Raw genomic sequence first — 18932 nt, forward strand, 5'->3', positions numbered from 1 at the left:
AACCTCACGTCCGAGCAGAAGATGACACCCGCAAGCCGCAAGCTGCTTATCATCGATGACGATGCCCTCGTCCGCCAAAGCCTTATTACCTATCTGTCGGATAGTGGTTTTGCTGTGGAGTTTGCAACAGATACTCACTCTGCGCTCCACCTTCTTCAATCAGCTGTCACACTCCCCGATCTCTTGATAACAGATTTACGCATGCCCAACGGCGATGGTTTGCAGTTGTTGCAAACAGTTCATGAAAAGTTCCCACAATTGCCAGTTATTGTGGTATCGGGGGCGGGTGTGATGAACGACGTTGTCGCTGCTTTGCGACTTGGGGCTCGCGATTACTTGATAAAACCTCTGGTGGACTTGGAAGTTCTTGTTCATTCGATTAATAAAGTCTTGGATAGGCAGGATTTGGAGGCTGAAAATTCGCGCTACAGGGTGCAATTGGAAAATGCCAACCGCGAACTTAAAGAAAACCTTAGGGCTTTGGAGCGTGATCAGATAGCCGGACGCCGTGTACAGCGACGACTGATGCCATCAGGTCTGACCACGCAGGAGGGGTATAAAGTAGCCCACACAATAATTCCATCACTTTTTTTGAGTGGTGATTTTGTTGACTACGCTCACATAAAGCAGCGTTATCTTGCGTTTTATCTTGCCGATGTTTCCGGCCATGGCGCTTCGTCTGCGTTTGTTACTATTTGGCTGAAGCATCTGGTAAGTCGAATGGTGCGTGAAGAGGGATTGTTTGGCGACGAAAACTCCTTTGTTGATGGTGCCGATCAGATGCTGCGACAAATCAACCGCGAGCTGCATGAGACACGACTGAGTCATCATCTGACGCTTTTTGTGGGGGTCATAGATACCCAAACGCACAAACTGCATTATGTAGTGGCGGGACATTTGCCAATGCCCATTTTAATCACAGCAAAAGGGGCGGAATACCTTGGTGGTCAGGGAAAGCCGGCCGGCATTTTTAAAGATGTCAGTTGGCAGCTTTATGAGAGAGATTTGCCTGAAACCTTTGCACTAGTATGTTTTTCAGATGGTGTGTTGGAAACTTTGCCTCAGTCTGAGTTGGCCGAAAAAGAGAGGCATTTACTAGAGTTGGTTGCTGCGAGCACTGGCACTTTGGATTCAGTCTGTAATACTTTGGTGATAAAAGAGATTCGCGATAATCCTGATGATATTGCGGTCTTATCGATTTCTAGGGGTATAAATTGATGAAACCCGGCCAAATTTTAGTTGCCGACCACAATGGTGTTTACATCATTAAAATGCTAGGTGATGTTCGCCTGACTTTGTGCGTATCATTCGATCAATTTATCGATGCTATGTTTAAAAGTGAAAACTTCACTTCAGTGCTCTTCGATCTTTCAGATGCTGAAGCGATAGACAGCACAACACTTGGTTTAATGGCAAAAATTTCGATTTTGGGGCAGGAGCGATGCGGTATAGTGCCGGTGATTCTTGCAAGCAACCCCAGTATTCAACGTATTCTTCAAACCATGGGCTTCAACGATATATTTGCGATAGTTGATAGTTTGGATGCGCCTGTGTTGGATGCCCAGCCATTAAATTGCGTTAACTGTGATGAGAGGGCTGTGAAAGAAAAGGTCTTGGAAGCGCACAAAATTTTGATGGGATTAAATACGACAAACGCAGACACCTTTCGCAATCTTGTTAACATGCTCGAGAACTGCTGATTTTCCCGGTCGCAAACGTTCAAACTCTTCGTTACAGCTTCAGTCCGGTTTTGACCAGGTTTTTTGTCCTGATAAAATCGCTGTGCGAAACGTAAATTAAATCTGCAATCTTCCTAATCATATAATCCTCGTACTTGTCCAGATTCCCATCGGCGTAGGCTATCTCCCACATTGCTTTTATCAGTCGTAGTTTGTCGTCTGACGAGCATTGACTATTCACTATATGTGTAAACTGATGAAGAGAGGTGGCGTGATTAGATTCCGTTTTGGCGAGATCAATTAACTCGTTTATTTCTTCTGTCTCAATAGAAAATTTTTGTGCGAGCAACTGACTGAGCTTAACGGTTTCCGCTTCTGAAAATTTGTGATCTGCTATTGCAATTTCTACTAACAATGCAGCAACCGCCAGTTGTTTCTGGTGGTCAGTAAGCGCGAGAGAGTCGCCACCTATTTGCAGGTGGCGCTCGATAAATCTGGAGAGCTTATTAAACACGGGATTTTAACAGGTTCTCTAGATTGATTTGATCTTTCACGAAACCGCGAATGCCTTCGGCGAGCTTTTCTGTCGCCATTGCATCCTGGTTAAGACCAAAGCGAAAGCTAGCTTCAGTTTCGATTTGTTTTGCAATTTTCTCTCCCACGTTGTTAGGAGACAAAATGCGCTTCAACTCGCCCTTGTCTTGATCCAGCTCCTGTAGCAATTGAGGGCTGATGGTGAGGCGGTCGCAACCGGCAAGCGCTTCAATCTCACCGATGTTGCGGAAGCTCGCACCCATAACCACAGTGTTGTAGTTGTTTTGCTTGTAGTAGTTGTAGATTTGGCGCACAGAGATCACACCCGGATCTTCTTCAGCGGTATATTCTTTTTTGTCCGTGTTGGCTTTGTACCAATCCAAAATACGACCAACAAAAGGGGAAATCAGAAATACACCCGCATCTGCGCAAGCAGCGGCCTGATTAAATCCAAACAACAATGTCAGATTGCAGTTGATGCCTTCTTTTTCCAGAACTTCTGCGGCGCGAATACCTTCCCATGTGGACGCCAGTTTGATCAATACGCGCGATTTATCAACTCCACCTTTTTCGTACAGAGCAATTAATTGGTGGGCTTTAGCGATAGAGGCCTTGGTGTCAAATGACAGGCGAGCATCCACTTCAGTGGATATACGGCCGGGAACAATCTTCAATATTTCCAAACCTATACCTACCGCCAAATGATCGCAGGCGGCACTCAGTTGTTCTGCACTGTTCGAAATGCTTTTGCTGGCGGCGATAGAGGCAGTTAACAAATCTTGGTATTGCGGCATTTGTGCTGCTTTGTACACCAGTGATGGATTGGTGGTTGCATCCAGTGGTTTGTAAAGGCGAATGGCTTCAATATCGCCGGTATCGGCTACAACATCGGTAAATTGCTTCAGTTGTTCGAGTTTGCTAGTCACAGTAGTAATCCTATTGCTGATATAACGTGGTTGATGTTCGTTTTATTGCCGTTAGAAATATTATAGTCTTAATGACTTTTTGAATGAAGTGCTCATTTCTTATAAAGCGATAAATGCATAACCTTTCAGGTTCTCTAATTTATCTGATTTCTGCTCATGGTAACTCATTTACAGCAGCAAGCGCGCGTTCCAGTACCTCTATTCCAGCGCCTGGCTTATGTGCCTGTTCACTAATTATCCGGCGGAATTGTCGGGCGCCCGGAAGTCCCTGATAAAGCCCCAGGATGTGCCGTGTTAAATGGTTTAAGCGAGCCCCTGATTGCAATTGTTCGATGCAATATCCCCTGAATTGTTCCATGACTTGCTCCCTGCTAATAACAGGCGTTGTACAGCCGTAAATTTCCTGATCAACGTTGGCAAGCAGATAAGGGTTGCTGTACGCCTCCCGACCAATCATTACACCATCTACTTCTTGCAGTAGATTTTTACATTGTTCCAGTGTGGTGATGCCGCCGTTGATAATAATATTCAGGTGAGGGAAGTCTTGTTTTAACTGATAAACTTTGTCGTACTGTAGGGGTGGAATCTCACGATTTTCTTTTGGGCTAAGTCCTTTAAGCCATGCCTTGCGGGCATGTACTATGAAGGTATCGCAACCTGTGGCGGCAATGGTTCGCACGAAGTTTTCGAGACCCGCGTAGTCCTCCATGTCATCGATACCAATCCTGTGCTTGACCGTAACCGGAATTTTTACCGCGTTGCGCATGGCAGCAATACATTCAGCCACTAATTCAGGTTCCGCCATCAAACAAGCGCCAATCATGCCGTTCTGTACTCTGTCGCTTGGGCAGCCGCAGTTCAGGTTTACCTCATTGTAACCCCAGTCTTCTGCGATGATCGCGCACTGGGCAAGATCCTTGGGGTTACTACCTCCAAGCTGTAGAGCAAGCGGATGTTCGCAGGCGTTGTAATCTAAAAAACGTTTGCGGTCACCGTGTAAAAGCGCACCTGTGGTTACCATTTCACTGTAAAGCACGGCTTTTTTGCTGAGCATGCGCCAAAAGGTACGACAGTCTGAAGTAGACCATTCCATCATGGGGGCGAGCGTGAAGCGGTGATCAAGGAGTTTAGGTGATGTCATTAGGGTTCGAAATATGAAGGCGTAATATAAAATGCCAATTGTTATTGGCATGGTGCTTTATGATATCGATATTTGAATAGGGCTGCACAGCAAACTGGCCCAATATGAGGAAGAAACCGTTTATGTCATTAACTCACATAGATTCTCATGGTTGCGCGAGCATGGTGGATGTGTCTGATAAACCTGCCAGCATTCGCGAAGCGCGAGCCTTTGCGCGCGTAGTTATGCAGCCCGAGACTTTGGAGCAGGTTAAAAATAACAGCCTGAAAAAAGGTGATGTTCTGGCGGTGGCGCGCATTGCGGGAATTCAGGCGGCAAAAAAATGTGCCGATTTGATTCCGTTATGTCACCCTTTGGCATTGAGTAAAGTTTCGGTAGATTTCAGTCTGGATGAGGCAAATTCTTGTGTCGAAATTACCAGTTACTGCAAATTAACTGGGCAAACCGGGGTAGAAATGGAGGCGCTTACCGCTGCAAGTGTAGCCGCGCTGACGATTTACGACATGTGTAAAGCTGTAGATATGGGAATGGTGATTGAGCAAGTCTGCCTGTTGGAGAAAATGGGCGGTCGGCGTGGTCATTATCGACGTGTGCAAACCGAGGTGCTTTGAGAATGATTCGGATTGTTTTTTTAGCCCAATTGCGTGAGCAGCTCGGTTGTGAGGGTATAGAGGTTCAAGCGGCTGAAGCTAAATCGATTGATGAATTGAAAAAATACCTCTGTGAGATCAATCCGCACTGGAAGCAATTCATCGAGAGCAAAAAAATACTTATCGCACTTAATCATCAATATGTTCGGAGTAATTTGTCATTAAAGGCTGGTGATGAAGTGGCGTTTTTTCCACCGGTAACGGGGGGTTAATATGCCTTTTTCAATTGCTATTCAAAAAGATGATTTTGATGTGGGTAATGAGTACGCAAGCTTGGTAACGGGTGATGCACATGCTGGAGCGGTGGTATTTTTTGTTGGCCGAGTCAGGGAGATGAATCAATCGCGGCGTGTATCGGGGCTCTCACTGGAATATTATCCTGGTATGACAGAGCTGGTATTGGAACAAATATTGGAGAGTGCAAAACAGCGCTGGGATTTGTTGTCAGTCCGCATTATTCATCGAGTTGGCCGATTGCATTTGATGGATCAAATTGTATTTGTTGGCGTGACCAGTAAGCATCGCGAACAGGCATTTCAAGCGGCAGAATTTCTAATGGATTTTTTAAAAACCCAAGCTCCCTTTTGGAAAAAGGAAATTACGGAGGAGGGCGAAATATGGGTAGAGGAGAATCAGGCGGATAAAGCTGCAAGTGAGCGTTGGTGAGGTGAATTAATCGGAGCGTTAAATAAAAAATGGGCGCCCGGCGCCCATTTTTTATTTGTTGCAAATGCTCTCACGAGTATTGTTTTTTATCGTAAAGTGATGCGTATTTTTTACCATAGAAACAAATGAAAACATAACAAATTGCTGGTAGCAGGAATGACAATTGCAGGCCAATATTGTCAGCCAACGTGCCTTGCATGTAAGGAATTACTGCTCCGCCAACAATGGCCATACACAGCAAGCCTGAGCCTTGACTTGTATATTTGCCAAGGTTATGCAGTGCCATAGTGAAAATAGTTGGGAACATAATAGAGTTAAATAGACCAATAAGTATGATCGACCACATGGCTATTTTTCCATCCATAAATACCACAGACATTAGTAGCAATGTACATACCGAGGCGCACGTAAACAGTACCATGCCTGGGCGGAAAAAGCGTAGTGCAGCAAAACCAATAAATCGACCCACCATTGCGCCTCCCCAATACAACCAAAGGTAGTTAGCTGCTGCGTCAGCCTCATCCATATTTGCGATATTAGTTAACCCTAAATAATTAACAAGCCAGGTGCCTATAGAGACTTCGGCTCCTACATAAACAAAAATTCCTATAACGCCAAGAGAGAGGTGAGGGAATTGTTTAATGGCTTCAATGTTAGAGACAAATGCCTCTTTAAAGCTTTGTTTTGCGTCATCTTCAGCTTGAGCGATTTTAGGTAATTTAATAATTGCAAAAACAATTGCCAAGGTTAGTAGCATGCCGGCTACAACAAGGTATGGGCCTTGCACTGAAGAGGCTTCTTGTAGGCGGTAAGCTGCTAATCCATTAGGGTCAAGTTTTGCTATTTCTTCAGCGGTAAGAAAAGTCGCACCGCCAAGAATTAATCCGGCAATAAATTTAGGTGCAAGCGTTGTTCCGAGTGAGTTGAATGCCTGGGTAAGTGTAAGGCGGCTCGATGCAGTTTTTGCTGGTCCAAGTACAGCAACATAAGGATTTGCCGCGACTTGTAGTACGGTAATGCCCGACGCGAGAATAAAAAGTGCAAAGAGGAAAAAATAATAGCCACTGGATGCTGCAGGATAGAACAGCGCACAACCTGCAGAAGCGATTACCAAACCAGTAACCGCACCTTTTTGATAGCCAAAGCTGCGTACATACAAGCCTGCAGGAATTGATACCAGAAAGTAAGCGCCAAAAAACCACACCTGTACAAGTGCTGCCTGCGCAAAGCTCAGATTGTAAATCCCTTTTAAGTGGGGGATAAGTACGTCGTTCAGTGAGGTAATGGCGCCCCACATAAAAAACAAGATAGTTACAATAATCAAGGGAATCGTATATGACGTTTCGTCATTCGAATCTACTGGTTGTGTTGAGCCTTGCGGAATGCTGGCCATGGGGTTGTTACCTCGTTGTTATAAATTGTTTGTCGTTGTCGTGGTCTTAAAATAAAGTTGCCGATATAACCTTGGCGTCTTTACGCGGCTTGAGCAAGCTGACGTAAGCGCGCGGTACTATAATGCAAGCTTATAAAGCTGTCACATTGTTTGTGGTCGGACTACAATCGGTTGCAAGCTCGTTTTCTTATGGTCACATTGACCTATAAAAATATAAAGCAGAGGTAATTCAATTGACTAAAGCAACCATTGATGATGTTGCTGCGCTGGCCGGTGTTTCAATGAAAACTGTGTCGCGTGTGGTGAATAACGAGCCCAATGTTAGGCCGGCTACGCGTGAGAAAGTAGAGGCCGCTATCCGTGAGTTGAGTTATCGCCCTAATCAATCTGCTCGCAGTCTGGCGGGTAATCGCTCCTATCTGCTGGGGTTAATTTACGGGCACCCCAGTGCGCATTATGTGTTGGATATTCAGGAGGGCGTGCTGGAAATTTGTCGTCCGCAGCGCTACGAGTTGTTGGTACACCCGGCTATTCATCGCGACCCCAATCTGATTGAGGAAGTAACGGATTTGATTTTGGAAAAGCGCGTTGATGGTGTGATGTTAACGCCGCCGCTCTCCGACAATATGGCGGTGATATCGCTGCTCAAAAAAATGAATATCCCTTTTGTGCGTGTTGCACCGACGGAGAATAAATCGGCGTCACCCTATGTTGAAACCAATGATGAAGAAGCATCCTACGATATGACCTGTCAGCTTATTGCCCAGGGGCATTCACGTATTGGTTTTATCTGCGGGCATCCGGATCACCGTGCAATGTCACTGCGCTATGAGGGTTACAAGGCCGCGCTCATTGAAAACGAATTACCCCTTATGCCGGTCTTGGTTGCGCAGGGGGATAACTCGTTTGAGTCCGGAGAGGCCTGTGCGCAACAATTGCTGGAATTGGCCGATAGGCCAACGGCGATATTTGCAGCAAACGATGACATGGCCGCTGGTGTAATGATGGTAGCTCATCAAATGAATATAAAAATTCCCGGTCACTTGTCCGTGGCCGGGTTTGACGATACGCCGGTTGCACATCAAATATGGCCATCTCTAACTACTATTCGCCAGCCGATTCGTCAGATGGCAAAAAAAGCGACTGACTTACTGCTCAAACAATTGCGAGGTAAGGATATACAGCTACCTGCCAGCATGCTGAACTCGAGCATTATTCTTCGCGAATCTACTGGCCCGTTATTGCCGGGTAAATCTGTTGAGAAGGTGGCCGGAAAATCGACCAGAGTGAAATGATTTGATTGGTGGAATGTTGGGAAAGTGGCCCAGTGCCCCGGAGCCACTTTCGAGTAGATGCTGATCGAATTCCTACACAAGCATGGACATGGCGGCTTCCATGTCTGCACTTAAATCTTCTGATTCACTGACTTGCATGTCGGGATCAAGCCCCAAGCGCTCAAACGCCCTGACTTTGGTGAAGTCAATTGTTGTCATGGCTGAGTCTGTTCCCAAATAGCTTTGTAGCATGGCAACGGTAACCACATCGGCATAATCGGCTTTGGGTATAGAGCGCTGAAAATCTATATGTTGCGTAGGTATATGGGCCAGCTCTTCTGGAAATCCCCAAGTTTTCAGTATCAAATCACCCAAGGGAGCATGGAGTTCTTCGATTACTGCATCCAGGGTAAAGCTGTCTTTTAGTAGGGCAGGATGGTCTTCAGCATACGTAAGAATCGGTAGAACACCAATTTTGTGGACAAGGCCAGCCAAGGTTGCCTGATCCGGGCGCAATTTGGTGTAGTGTTTACAGAGAACGTGACTGATGCCAGCAACTTCACTGGAGCGGCTCCAAACTTCGCGCATGCGCATATCGACGAGATCCGAGGTCGCTTGAAACATCTGCTCCATGGCCAGACCGGTAGCAATATTACAGGTGTACTGAATGCCAAGGCGCATAAGCGCTGTGCGTAAATCTTCAATTGCTCGACTGGCGCGCAGTAAAGGGCTATTGGCGACACGAATGATTCGAGCGCTTAACGCCGCGTCATTGCCAATAACCAGTGTGAGCTTATCGATATCCGCGTCCGGGTCGTCTGCAACCTCTCTTACTTTGAGCGCAACCTCCGGCAGGGTAGGTAAAACTAGCTGGTCTTTCTCAATGGCAGTGATGATTTCCTGGCGTACTTTTTCTGCGATGGGATTCATTGCTTGTCCTGACATCTATTTATTGAAGGGTGCCGTCTGCTGTAGGTATAGCATAAGGTAGGTCTAATCGGCCGAGTTTTTCTGTGGCGGACTCTACTTGTGCCTCATCCAGTGCTTCATCAAACAGTGATGCGAGTAACTCAATTTTTCCTTCGTTACTTGTTGTTGCCATGACCACTGCGCCCATGGTGTGGCCGTTTGAACTGTTGATGACTGGTGTTCCGGGTAATGGCAATTCATGAGCCTTGTATTCACAGCGATACATATGGCGTTTAAGTTTTCCGCGATAGTGCAGGCGCGCAACAATTTCCTGCCCGGTATAACACCCTTTGCGAAAATTGATGGCGTTTACCAGTTGGTAATTTAATTCTTGTGGTGTGAAGAGTTCAAAGGTTTCGGGATAAACCTCGGCAATTCCTGCGGCAATATCCAGCTGTTGCCAATCATTAATGGTGGCATTTTGTGTTTGTGGACCGACAGCGGCGAGAAAAGTGTCCAGCTCACTTGAGGGTATCCAGCACTCAAATCGATCGGGCGCTAATTGGATAAGGTAGCTGCCGTCTTTTGTAATCCATGCATCGTCACCGGCAGGTAGCTGATCAAAAAAAACAGCTGCAACCTTGTGTGCCGATTCGCCAAATAGACCCATGATCACAAAATCATTGTGTGCGTCATGAAGTTTGGCTTTGGAGAAAACGATATATTTGCCCAATGTGTTGAGTGCAGAGCTCATCATGTTTGCTGGCAAGCGCAGAGCGATAGTTTCGCTATCCATTTGTAAAGCGCGGAAACTGAGTAGAACCCGACCCTTGGGATTGCATTGTGCGCCCAGACGAGTGACCTGTTGGCTTAATTCTTTAATATCACACGTGACTTGGCCCTGAAGGAACTTACTGGCATCAGGGCCCCTGATCAATAACAGTGTTTGATTGCTAAGCCCAACAAGGTGGGTGGTGGGCGATACAGCTGGAGTAAACATGGTGCAATTTCCGCAAATTAACCAAAGGCAGCGCGATTCTCTAGTCAAACTAAACCTTTGGCAAGTTGCTCGTTTATAATGTGGGCTTTACATCATTGATGCAGGTATTAGCGTGGATAAAAATCGTTTAATTTGGGCTAGTCGACGCGGTATGTTGGAGCTTGATTTGGTATTAATGCCATTTCTGGAGAATATTTATCCAACTCTGGAGCAAAGCGATAAGGAACTTTATTGGTTGTTGCTAGAGGAACAGGATCAGGATTTGTTTGCCTGGTTTTTACGTCGCGAAAATCCGGATAAACCGGAATTACAACGGATTGTGGATGTTATTCGTGCAAATACAGGGCTTCAAAAAACTCACCACTGATTCTCAACCTTCGGATCAGTCTACTATCGGTTCGCTTGAACTGTCTGATGTCCAACTCAGGGCACTGCCTCCTCTGGCGGTGCTCTCCATCTCAGATTCCTCTTTTTTACGTCGCTTATACCTGATGTTTTATTGCGCCATGGTGGCCGCAATATGGGTCGCGTTTGCTCCTTACTGGGTTGATAGCAATACCGGACTTGTTAAATCCATTCTTTGTCTCTGCATTGCAATACTATCCAGTGGCTGGTTAGTGCATTTGTACTTGAGACAAAAGGCCGCAATTCCGGTGGGTTTGCTAGCTTATCAAGCAGCAAGTGGAGGCTATTCGGGAGTAGTGGATAGTGTTGAAGAGGGCTGCTGGATTTTTACTGGATCGGGAGGCGATGTTAAGTATCAGCTGGCGGGGGAGGTGCTCTGTTGGCCTTGGCTGATTATGTTGCCGCTCAAAAACCAGGCTGGGGTAATTAAAAACGTGTTTATCGCGATGGATGCCCTTGATGCCAGGGACCAGGCGCGTTTGCGCACCTGGTTGCGAGCTTGTTTGAAACCCAAGAGCTAGGCCGCGCTAACTATCCTTGCTGACAATAACATCCTGCCCGGCAAAATTAGTGGGTACTAAAATAGTGTCGCGCGCGATAGGTGACTTCTCAGGATGATCGAGAGAGAAGTGCAATCCGCGACTTTCTTTGCGCTCATGGGCTGAGCGAATAATCAATTCGGCTACAGTCGCCAGGTTGCGCAGCTCAATCAAATCACTGCTGATGTTGTAGTTGCTGTAGTACTCAGCAATTTCTTTTTGTAGCAGTTTAATACGATGAGTAGCGCGTTCCAGGCGTTTATGGGTGCGCACTATACCCACGTAATCCCACATGAAACGGCGCAGCTCGTCCCAGTTGTGTGAAATCACCACGTCTTCGTCGGAATCGCGCACTCGTGAGGCATCCCAGTGGGGAGACCTATCGGGCGGATTGATCTTATCGAGCTTGGCGAGGATATGTTGAGCAGCAGATTGGGCGTAGACGATACACTCCAACAGGGAATTGCTAGCCATGCGGTTGGCACCATGTAAACCAGTGAAAGACGTCTCGCCAATCGCGTATAAATGTTGCAAATCAGTTTGGCCATTTTTGTCCACTACCACGCCTCCGCAGGTGTAGTGCGCAGCGGGTACAACGGGAATGGGTTCTTTGGTGATGTCTATGCCGAATTCGAGACAGCGAGCTTTTACTGTGGGGAAATGCTCAGCGATGAACTCTGGCGATTTATGGCTTATATCCAAATAAACAAAATCGCAGCCCAAACGTTTGATTTCATGGTCGATTGCACGAGCCACAATATCGCGTGGCGCCAACTCTTCGCGTTCATCAAAACGCGGCATAAAACGTTCGCCGCTCGGCAGCCTTAAATAGGCGCCTTCACCACGCAGGGCTTCTGTGATTAAAAAGTTTTTAGCGCGTGGATGAAAGAGGCAAGTTGGATGGAATTGATTAAATTCCATGTTTGCTACGCGGCAGCCCGCGCGCCAAGCCATAGCGATACCATCACCGCTGGCGCTATCTGGATTGCTGCTGTAAAGGTAAACCTTGCTCGCACCTCCGGTCGCCAACACCACCACTTTTGCCTGAAAAACATGGATGGCGTCATTGTTGTTATCCAGTACATAGGCGCCGCTACAGCGCAGTTTGCGCGAATCGGCATCAGCTTGTGAAATCAGGTTGATGGCGACATGGTTTTCAAAAATATCAATGTTTTGCTGTTTTTGTACTTGTTCGATGAGGGTGGAATGCACTGCTTGGCCCGTTGCATCTGCACTATGGATGATGCGGCGGTGGCTATGCCCACCTTCTTTGGTGAGGTGGTAATCACCGTTGGCGGTTTCTTTGGTGAAATTTACGCCCTGATCGATCAGCCATTGAATCGCAGCCTTGCTGTGCTCGACAGTAAAACGAACCGCATCCTCATGGCAAAGACCGGCCCCCGCGATCAAGGTATCGGCAACGTGGGCATCAATAGAGTCCTGATCATCCAGTACGGCGGCAATTCCACCCTGGGCATACCAGGTAGAGCCCTGATTGATTGCATTTTTACTGAGCACCGCAACGCGGGCATGTTTTGCAAGGCTCAGTGCCAGGGTCAGACCGGCTGCACCAGAACCAATTACCAGAACGTCGTACTGATAGTGTTTATTCATTCAAATCAAACCCGGAATATATAAAGAAAGGGTGAAGGTGCGGTAAGTATACCAAGCCTTGCTGTTATTAAGCGTTCTGGCTCGGTCGCGGCCAAGGATCAAGTGCTATATACGAACTAAACAGCCTTGTGGTTAATAACCTCGTATAATACCGCTTGAACTTTTAATTTGGGGTTTTGTCTATAAGCGGCTTTGAACCAATAGACTTTGCATAAGATGTGTTTCCCTTGGGGGTTTAAGAATGACAGCGCAACTAGCGCCTGATGTTGATCAGCAACTGGTCGAGCGAGTTCAAAAAGGCGATAAACGCGCGTTTGATTTGCTAGTGATTAAATACCAGCACAAAGTGCTGGCGGTAATTAGTCGTTTTATCCGTGATCATGCCGAGGCTCAGGACGTGGCCCAAGAGGCATTTATAAAAGCTTATCGCGCCCTGCCTAATTTTCGCGGTGATAGCGCCTTTTATACCTGGATCTACCGGATCGCCATCAATACAGCCAAAAACCATATAGTCGCCCGCAACCGCCGCCCACCATCCAGCGATGTGGAAATTGAAGATGCCGAGTTTTTTGACGGCAATGACGGTATGCATGAACTCAATACACCCGAGCACAATGTGTTGTGTGAGGAGCTTGAGAATACTATCGCCCAAGCCTTTAAGGATTTGCCCGATGACTTGCGCACGGCAGTGACCCTGCGCGAGATTGATGGTTTGAGTTATGAAGAAATTGCTGAGGCTATGGATTGCCCTGTGGGGACTGTTCGTTCGAGGATCTTCCGCGCGCGGGAGGCAATTGATAAGCGAATCAAACCCTTGGTTGAGGATATTTAATGTCCCTTGAAAAACTTTCACATTTTTTTGTAAATCTTTGAACCAATTGACTAGTGTTTAGTCATATCAGGTACAGCGTTACATAACTGGAAATACCACCACTGCTTTTTGCACCCCCTGCATTTGCACAAAGAGGCTTTAGCGAGAATGACAGAGCAAAACCAATCACCAGTGCTAGCCGAATCTTTATCAGCACTCATGGATAATCAGGCTTCCGAACTAGAGCTGCAGAGGTTGCTCAAAGCTTTGCAAGCGGATCCTGAACTGAAGTCGACCTGGTCGCGTTATCAAATCGCCAGTGCAGGCTTAAAGGGTGACATCCCGGTATTGGCAAGTAGCGATTTTGCCTCTCGTGTTAGCGCAGCGATTGACGCAGAAGAAACCTATTCAGTCGCGGCATCTGTCAGTACTGCTTTATCCGGGCAAACTGCAGAGGCGGCAATTTCTGTTCCCCAACAACGTTGGTGGCAGCAAGCAGGGCGTGTGGCTGTAGCTGCTTCAGTAGCGGGTGCGATTATTTTAGGTGTTCAGCAATACCAAGCTCCTGGTGCGGATCTTGATGCTATGACATCCGGTGGGATCGCTGCTGCTCCGGCACCAGCTTCAGAAAGCAAGGCGGCTAATTTACCTTCAGGTATTAATGCCCCAGCGTTGTCGGCGCGCACTGTGGCAGTCCAGAGTGGTTATGAATCCCGCCCACAGGAAAGTCGGCGTGTGATGTTTGTGCCGCGCCAGCAGGCCGCCCCGGTTTACAATGAAGATATCAGCAGTTACGTAAACCAGTTAATTCAGGAGCACACTGATAACGCTTCATTGAATAGCGGTCAGGGTATGTTGCCTTACACCCGGGTAATTTTGGTCGAGGAGGAATAATCAGTTAACGCTCGTCTGCGTCATCCGCCTCCCGGCAATATTTGTAAAATCAGGTGAAGCAGTTATGCTGCGCACCTGATTTCCTCTCTTCGAGTCCAGCATGTTAATTCCTGCATCCCTGCATAAAACCCTTCAGTTTGGTACAGCCTCGGCGATTATTTTGTTGCTATCCTCTTCTTTTGCTGCAGCACAAAGTGATGGGGCGTTTTCATCGGCTCCTGCTTCTGCGCAATCTACTGTTGTAGCGCCAACGGCGGCTGAAATTCAATCGCCAGAGGTGGCGAGCTTACTGCGTAAAATGGCCACTATCCCGCCAACCCTTAATTATCAGGGATCGTTTACCTATCAGCATAAAGATAATCCGGCGTTACAGAGTTTCAGGATTATCCACTGGGTAGAGGATGGGGTAGAGCATGAGCGTTTGCAGTATTTAAATGGCCCTGAGCGCGAGGTGATTCGCACCGGTAAAACCCTTGGGTGTGAGTCTCTGGGGGATCAATTACTGCAGGGGAAAATCAGTCAGCTGGGGGTGAACCTCACACGGCTCGATCAGCTGTACCGATTCGAAATTCGTGGCCCCGAGCGAGTAGCTGGCCGTGAGGCGACAGCTTTATTGGCTTTGCCGCTCGATCCTTTCAGGCACAGTTCCCTACTGACAATTGATAATGAAACCGGCTTGGTACTCAAGTCATGGCTGGTAGATGAATCCGCACGTCCTTTGGAGCGCTATCAGTTTATCGATCTCGATCTTAGTCCTAAGATAGAAAATCTGCGCGAGCCAAAAGCGCGTTTGCACCGCGCGGCCATACCACAACTTGCTGATTGCAATCCCTCCGCCAACAAACAGCCGGAGCGTTGGAGCTTGCAGTGGGTTCCTCCAGGTTTTGCCTTTGTCGGTCAGCGGCAGGTTAAAAGCCAAATTGATATGTTGATGTACACCGATGGCCTGACGACTTTTTCGGTATTTATTGAGGAGGCTACTGGCGCCGTTCCCGAAGGTGTTGCCCAGCGTGGTGCCACCCTTGCGGTGATGGATGCTCTAACGAGCGGTGATAAAAATTACCGGATTACAGTTGTTGGTGAAATTCCTGTCGTCACGGCGCAAAAAATTGCGCAAAATATAAGCGGTATTTAAGTCGCGCAGGGTTATCCCATGATTATTGAAAATGGCCGAATTGTCTCTGTGGAAACTGAAGGTGTGTGGGTAGAGACTATCAAGAAGTCCGCCTGTGGTTCCTGTAAAGCAGAAAAGGGCTGTGGTCACAGTTTGCTCAACAAGTGGGATGGTCACAGCGCCTATATATGGGTGCTGCTGGATGGTCGCGACCCTGCCCAGTACAAATTGGGTGACGAAATCCAGATAGGTATTCCTGAAGAGGTGATCGCCAAAGGGTCGCTATTGGTTTACCTGGTGCCAATCATCTCGTTGGTGACACTTACCTCATTGGCACACGCTTTTTTTGCCCAGGAAGCGATAACTACCTTGGCGGGTTTTACCGGCTTGGCAATAGGCGGGCTTATTGTTCGCTGGCACTCATGGCGAACCCGGTTTGATCGAGAGCTGCAGCCGGTATTGGTGGACGAGCGAAAAACACTGCGCTTCTTCCAACCTGTAGAGCAGCATTAATATGTTGCGCATTAATGCGTCTACCCTCATTCCCGCTGGTGAGATCGAACTGACTGCGATGCGCGCTCAAGGGGCGGGGGGCCAGAATGTCAACAAGGTGTCGAGTGCGATACATTTGCGTTTTGATATCCCCAATTCTTCGTTAAGTGAATTTTGCAAATCCCGTTTACTTGCTCTGGGTGATAAACGTATCACCAATGATGGCGTCTTGGTGATTAAGGCCCAGACCTATCGCACCCAGGAGCAAAATCGCGATGATGCATTGATGCGTTTGCGCGAGATTATTCTGGAGGCACTCAAAGTCCCCAAGGCTCGTCATGCCACACGCCCTACATTTTCATCCCGGCAGCGACGTATGGATGAAAAAGCCCAGCGTGGCGCTATTAAATCCGCACGGCAGAAAAAAATTTCTTTTGATTGAGTTACCTCACGCATTCGCAGAATGTGCGAGAGCGCCTGCCTGTTGTTTTTCTTTCGCCTGCAGTGCATCACTCGAATCTTGCAGCAACAAGGGTTGCCATAATTGTTGCTGTAAGGCTTCCATATTTTTGCCTCGCTCAGTCACCAGCCAATCGACTAATGCTTTTGCTACATCCGGATAATTGCGTGGGCGATTGGGGGTGGCTTGCTGTAACCAGCGGGCTAGGGTGGAGACATCCAATTGTTTGGTCGCTGTGCCTAAACCTAATTTTTCCAAGGCTATAGCGTTGGATTTTTGTTCCATTTGCCCGGCGACAGGTTGCACCAGAATTTTTTTACCCAAATGAATTGCTTCGCTAGGTAGTTCAAATCCAGCACTGCAAATAACGCCTTCACAGCGGTGTAAATCTATTTGAAATCCTTCGCGTGAAAAGGGACGAACATGAATATGATCGCGGTCATAAGCGGCAGGTACTGGTTGATAAACAAAAAAATGGTAATCAGGAAATTCCTGTAACTGCGGCAGAATATCGTCCAGGCCTGCAAAGGGTAGGTACACCAAATAATGTTTCGGGGTAATAGTGTTGGTGTAGGAGCTGTGTTCTACCAGCGGTGGCAGAATGGGCTGCCCAAAGTGATGCCAGTGCAACCCAATGGGTTGGTTTACCGGAGCAAAATTGCGCATAAACCAGCGCACAAAAATATTGTCATCAGCTTTGGGTATGTCATAAAAAAATGCGTTTTGGTGGGATATGCCTATGACATGTTTTCCCGCTAGTTTTGCCGCCCAGGCACTGATGGGTTCAAAGTCATTAATAATAAAATCATAGCCATCTACATTCAGGCTTTTTACATCGCGATAAGCTTGCGCAAGGTTTGAGGTCAGCGCGGTTTTAAGGTAACGCACTTTGCCATGTTCCGTCGCGAAGGTAAGGCCGCGGAAGGTTTTGAAGTCGCCAAAGGCATCCATATCAAAATATTGTTCGCGCGCGCGGCCGGAAAATACCCAATCGACTTGAGCTCCCGCATTCGCCAGTGCTTTTGCCATTATCCTTGCGCGGGTTGTGTGCCCATTTCCAGTACCCTGGACGCCGTATAAAATTTTCATGCAGTGAGCTCCTGAACAATGGCGTAATTAGTACTTGGATCAGTTGTTTCTTGCGTTAATGCAATGTGATTAACAGTTGGTGCAAATAAATTCCCCAGAACGCACAAGTGCTGCCCAGGATTGCCCCGGCCACCAGATCGGTGGGGTAGTGCACACCCAGAAGTACGCGGCTAGCGCCCACCGCTGCTGCCCAGATAAAACACGGCAGCGCAAACAGCGGATAAAAATTCAGTACCAGACAAGCAAATAAAAAAGCGGCAGCGGTATGACCGGAGGGGAAGCTGAATTGGTCAGAGGGGGTAATAAATGCTTGGTAGCTAGTAATTTTTACTGCTGGACGGTCGCGTTTGATCAGGTTTTTCAGGAGTAGATAAAGACTCACATCAAAGCAATACGCGATAATGCCTGCCCAAAAAAAAGCGCTACCGGCTAGTGGTTCCAGTAACACCAATAGCAGTGCGATACACAAATAGGTGGGGCCATCACCGGTGGCGGAAATAAATCTCACGGAACGACGATATTGAAAGCGTTTTGTCACATGTACCCACAAGAATGCCAGTGTGTCCAAGTGATGGACTCGCTGTAGGAAAGTATTCATGATTCACCGCCATTAGTGATTTGCAGATGAACAAGAGCGAAGTTTTTTTGCTCTCTCCGCGATCATTTTTAGCACTGCTGTATGACGCTTCTGTGAATGCTTGGTGAAGGTGCAATGACATTTGGCGGGCAGGGCAACAGTGCCTTTCCCGGGTTCATAAATGAAAAGTGGTGGAGATAACGAATGGGTAAGCCAGGTAAAACCGGTATAGCGCGAGTAATTGATGCTTTTGGCTATTCAATGAAAGGTTTGTCTGCCAGTTGGAAGTATGAAGCGGCGTTTCGTCAGGAAATCACTATGGGCGTTCTGCTGATTCCAGTCGCTTTTTGGTTGGCGCAAACCCACATAGAGTTGATTCTGTTAATCAGCAGTATCTTTTGGGTGTGGATGGCGGAGCTCGCCAACTCTTCGGTAGAGGCGGTGGTGGATCGCACTGGCTCCGAGCGCCATGAGTTATCTGGTCGCGCTAAGGATATAGGCTCGGCACTGGTATTTATGAGTTTGTTGTTGTTGGCTATTGTGTGGGGCATAGTGGCATTTAATCGCTTTGCCTGATTTTTATTGGCGTCTACAAACCTCGGCAATCGCTGTTGCCGGGGTTTTGTTTTTTAATCAGCCTTCAGTGGGGCAAAGATGAATTCCCCAGTGTAATTTGTGGCTCTTGAGCATTGGTATTTGCCATAAAAAAGCAGGATTTATGGATTGTGATCTGCTGGCGATTGGGGTAAATTAGGCTCATTAAAT

Annotated in this window: 23 protein-coding genes; 14 read left to right on the top strand and 9 right to left on the bottom strand. The window is 47.4% G+C overall.

Annotated elements, in window-relative coordinates; all coding sequences use genetic code 11:
* Positions 1-21: 21 nt before the first annotated feature.
* Complete coding sequence (locus ACFODX_RS14790) at positions 22-1218, top strand: PP2C family protein-serine/threonine phosphatase (RefSeq protein ID WP_378120522.1); 1197 nt, start codon at positions 22-24, stop codon at positions 1216-1218.
* Positions 1218-1700: an STAS domain-containing protein gene (locus ACFODX_RS14795; RefSeq protein WP_378120524.1), complete on the top strand. Its 483-nt coding sequence runs from the start codon at positions 1218-1220 to the stop codon at positions 1698-1700. The genes ACFODX_RS14790 and ACFODX_RS14795 overlap by 1 nt, the downstream gene beginning before the upstream one ends.
* 31 nt (positions 1701-1731) lie before the next feature.
* Here the strand turns inward: ACFODX_RS14795 and ACFODX_RS14800 are convergent, their stop codons facing one another.
* From ACFODX_RS14800 to dusA, 3 genes are all read right to left on the bottom strand, one after another.
* Positions 1732-2193 carry a tellurite resistance TerB family protein gene (locus ACFODX_RS14800; RefSeq protein WP_378120526.1) on the bottom strand — a complete coding sequence of 154 codons (462 nt, stop codon included), beginning with the start codon at positions 2191-2193 and terminating at the stop codon, positions 1732-1734.
* Positions 2186-3139 carry a transaldolase gene (gene tal, locus ACFODX_RS14805; RefSeq protein ID WP_378120528.1) on the bottom strand — a complete coding sequence of 318 codons (954 nt, stop codon included), beginning with the start codon at positions 3137-3139 and terminating at the stop codon, positions 2186-2188. Before tal ends, ACFODX_RS14800 begins: the two co-directional genes overlap by 8 nt.
* A gap of 154 nt (positions 3140-3293) precedes the next feature.
* A complete protein-coding gene (dusA, locus tag ACFODX_RS14810; protein WP_378120530.1) occupies positions 3294-4280 on the bottom strand; it encodes a tRNA dihydrouridine(20/20a) synthase DusA in 987 nt (328 codons plus the stop codon).
* 122 nt (positions 4281-4402) lie between these two features.
* On the opposite strand from dusA, the gene moaC reads away from it, so the two are divergent.
* From moaC to moaE, 3 genes are read left to right on the top strand one after another with little or no spacing between them, the layout of a single operon-like run.
* Positions 4403-4891 carry a cyclic pyranopterin monophosphate synthase MoaC gene (gene moaC / locus ACFODX_RS14815; protein ID WP_378120532.1) on the top strand — a complete coding sequence of 163 codons (489 nt, stop codon included), beginning with the start codon at positions 4403-4405 and terminating at the stop codon, positions 4889-4891.
* 2 nt (positions 4892-4893) lie between these two features.
* Positions 4894-5142, top strand: a complete 249-nt coding sequence (gene moaD, locus ACFODX_RS14820) for a molybdopterin converting factor subunit 1 (RefSeq protein ID WP_378120535.1) — start codon at positions 4894-4896, stop codon at positions 5140-5142.
* Position 5143: 1 nt separating this feature from the next.
* Positions 5144-5596, top strand: a complete 453-nt coding sequence (gene moaE / locus ACFODX_RS14825) for a molybdopterin synthase catalytic subunit MoaE (protein ID WP_378120537.1) — start codon at positions 5144-5146, stop codon at positions 5594-5596.
* A 70-nt stretch (positions 5597-5666) separates the two neighbouring features.
* On the opposite strand, the gene fucP is transcribed toward moaE, so the two are convergent.
* Entirely contained in the window at positions 5667-6989 is a 1323-nt protein-coding gene (gene fucP / locus ACFODX_RS14830; protein WP_378120539.1) for an L-fucose:H+ symporter permease, read from the bottom strand.
* A gap of 233 nt (positions 6990-7222) precedes the next feature.
* Here fucP and ACFODX_RS14835 point away from each other — a divergent pair, with 233 nt between their 5' ends.
* Positions 7223-8284, top strand: a complete 1062-nt coding sequence (locus ACFODX_RS14835) for a LacI family DNA-binding transcriptional regulator (protein ID WP_378120541.1) — start codon at positions 7223-7225, stop codon at positions 8282-8284.
* A gap of 72 nt (positions 8285-8356) precedes the next feature.
* On the opposite strand, the gene ACFODX_RS14840 is transcribed toward ACFODX_RS14835, so the two are convergent.
* Together ACFODX_RS14840 and ygfZ are read right to left on the bottom strand one after the other, a co-directional pair.
* A complete protein-coding gene (locus ACFODX_RS14840) occupies positions 8357-9193 on the bottom strand; it encodes an HDOD domain-containing protein (RefSeq protein ID WP_378120543.1) in 837 nt (278 codons plus the stop codon).
* Positions 9194-9212: 19 nt separating this feature from the next.
* Positions 9213-10172, bottom strand: a complete 960-nt coding sequence (ygfZ, locus tag ACFODX_RS14845; protein WP_378120546.1) for a CAF17-like 4Fe-4S cluster assembly/insertion protein YgfZ — start codon at positions 10170-10172, stop codon at positions 9213-9215.
* A gap of 112 nt (positions 10173-10284) precedes the next feature.
* On the opposite strand from ygfZ, the gene ACFODX_RS14850 reads away from it, so the two are divergent.
* Positions 10285-10539, top strand: a complete 255-nt coding sequence (locus tag ACFODX_RS14850; RefSeq protein WP_378120548.1) for an FAD assembly factor SdhE — start codon at positions 10285-10287, stop codon at positions 10537-10539.
* The gene (locus ACFODX_RS14855) at positions 10505-11098 is read left to right on the top strand and encodes a protein YgfX (RefSeq protein ID WP_378120550.1); all 594 of its coding nucleotides are present in this window, start codon (positions 10505-10507) and stop codon (positions 11096-11098) included. Before ACFODX_RS14850 ends, ACFODX_RS14855 begins: the two co-directional genes overlap by 35 nt.
* A gap of 6 nt (positions 11099-11104) precedes the next feature.
* Here the strand turns inward: ACFODX_RS14855 and nadB are convergent, their stop codons facing one another.
* The gene (gene nadB / locus ACFODX_RS14860; protein WP_378120552.1) at positions 11105-12730 is read right to left on the bottom strand and encodes an L-aspartate oxidase; all 1626 of its coding nucleotides are present in this window, start codon (positions 12728-12730) and stop codon (positions 11105-11107) included.
* Positions 12731-12971: 241 nt separating this feature from the next.
* Here nadB and rpoE point away from each other — a divergent pair, with 241 nt between their 5' ends.
* The 5 genes from rpoE (at position 12972) to arfB (ending at position 16483) form a co-directional block, all read left to right on the top strand.
* Positions 12972-13562 carry an RNA polymerase sigma factor RpoE gene (gene rpoE / locus ACFODX_RS14865; RefSeq protein WP_324258654.1) on the top strand — a complete coding sequence of 197 codons (591 nt, stop codon included), beginning with the start codon at positions 12972-12974 and terminating at the stop codon, positions 13560-13562.
* Between the two features lie 147 nt (positions 13563-13709).
* Positions 13710-14435: a sigma-E factor negative regulatory protein gene (locus ACFODX_RS14870; protein ID WP_378120554.1), complete on the top strand. Its 726-nt coding sequence runs from the start codon at positions 13710-13712 to the stop codon at positions 14433-14435.
* Positions 14436-14535: 100 nt separating this feature from the next.
* Entirely contained in the window at positions 14536-15570 is a 1035-nt protein-coding gene (locus tag ACFODX_RS14875) for a MucB/RseB C-terminal domain-containing protein (RefSeq protein WP_378120556.1), read from the top strand.
* 18 nt (positions 15571-15588) lie between these two features.
* Complete coding sequence (locus tag ACFODX_RS14880; RefSeq protein ID WP_378120558.1) at positions 15589-16062, top strand: SoxR reducing system RseC family protein; 474 nt, start codon at positions 15589-15591, stop codon at positions 16060-16062.
* Position 16063: 1 nt separating this feature from the next.
* The gene (arfB, locus tag ACFODX_RS14885; protein ID WP_378120561.1) at positions 16064-16483 is read left to right on the top strand and encodes an alternative ribosome rescue aminoacyl-tRNA hydrolase ArfB; all 420 of its coding nucleotides are present in this window, start codon (positions 16064-16066) and stop codon (positions 16481-16483) included.
* A gap of 6 nt (positions 16484-16489) precedes the next feature.
* Here the strand turns inward: arfB and ACFODX_RS14890 are convergent, their stop codons facing one another.
* A complete protein-coding gene (locus ACFODX_RS14890) occupies positions 16490-17590 on the bottom strand; it encodes an MJ1255/VC2487 family glycosyltransferase (RefSeq protein WP_378120563.1) in 1101 nt (366 codons plus the stop codon).
* 55 nt (positions 17591-17645) lie between these two features.
* Entirely contained in the window at positions 17646-18188 is a 543-nt protein-coding gene (locus ACFODX_RS14895) for a phosphatase PAP2 family protein (protein WP_378120565.1), read from the bottom strand.
* A 183-nt stretch (positions 18189-18371) separates the two neighbouring features.
* Between ACFODX_RS14895 and ACFODX_RS14900 the strand changes: the two genes are divergently transcribed.
* Positions 18372-18743, top strand: coding sequence for a diacylglycerol kinase (locus tag ACFODX_RS14900; RefSeq protein WP_007641976.1), 372 nt, complete (start codon positions 18372-18374; stop codon positions 18741-18743).
* Positions 18744-18932 lie beyond the last annotated feature (189 nt).

This window comes from Cellvibrio fontiphilus (assembly GCF_042646205.1).
GTDB lineage: Bacteria > Pseudomonadota > Gammaproteobacteria > Pseudomonadales > Cellvibrionaceae > Cellvibrio > Cellvibrio fontiphilus_A.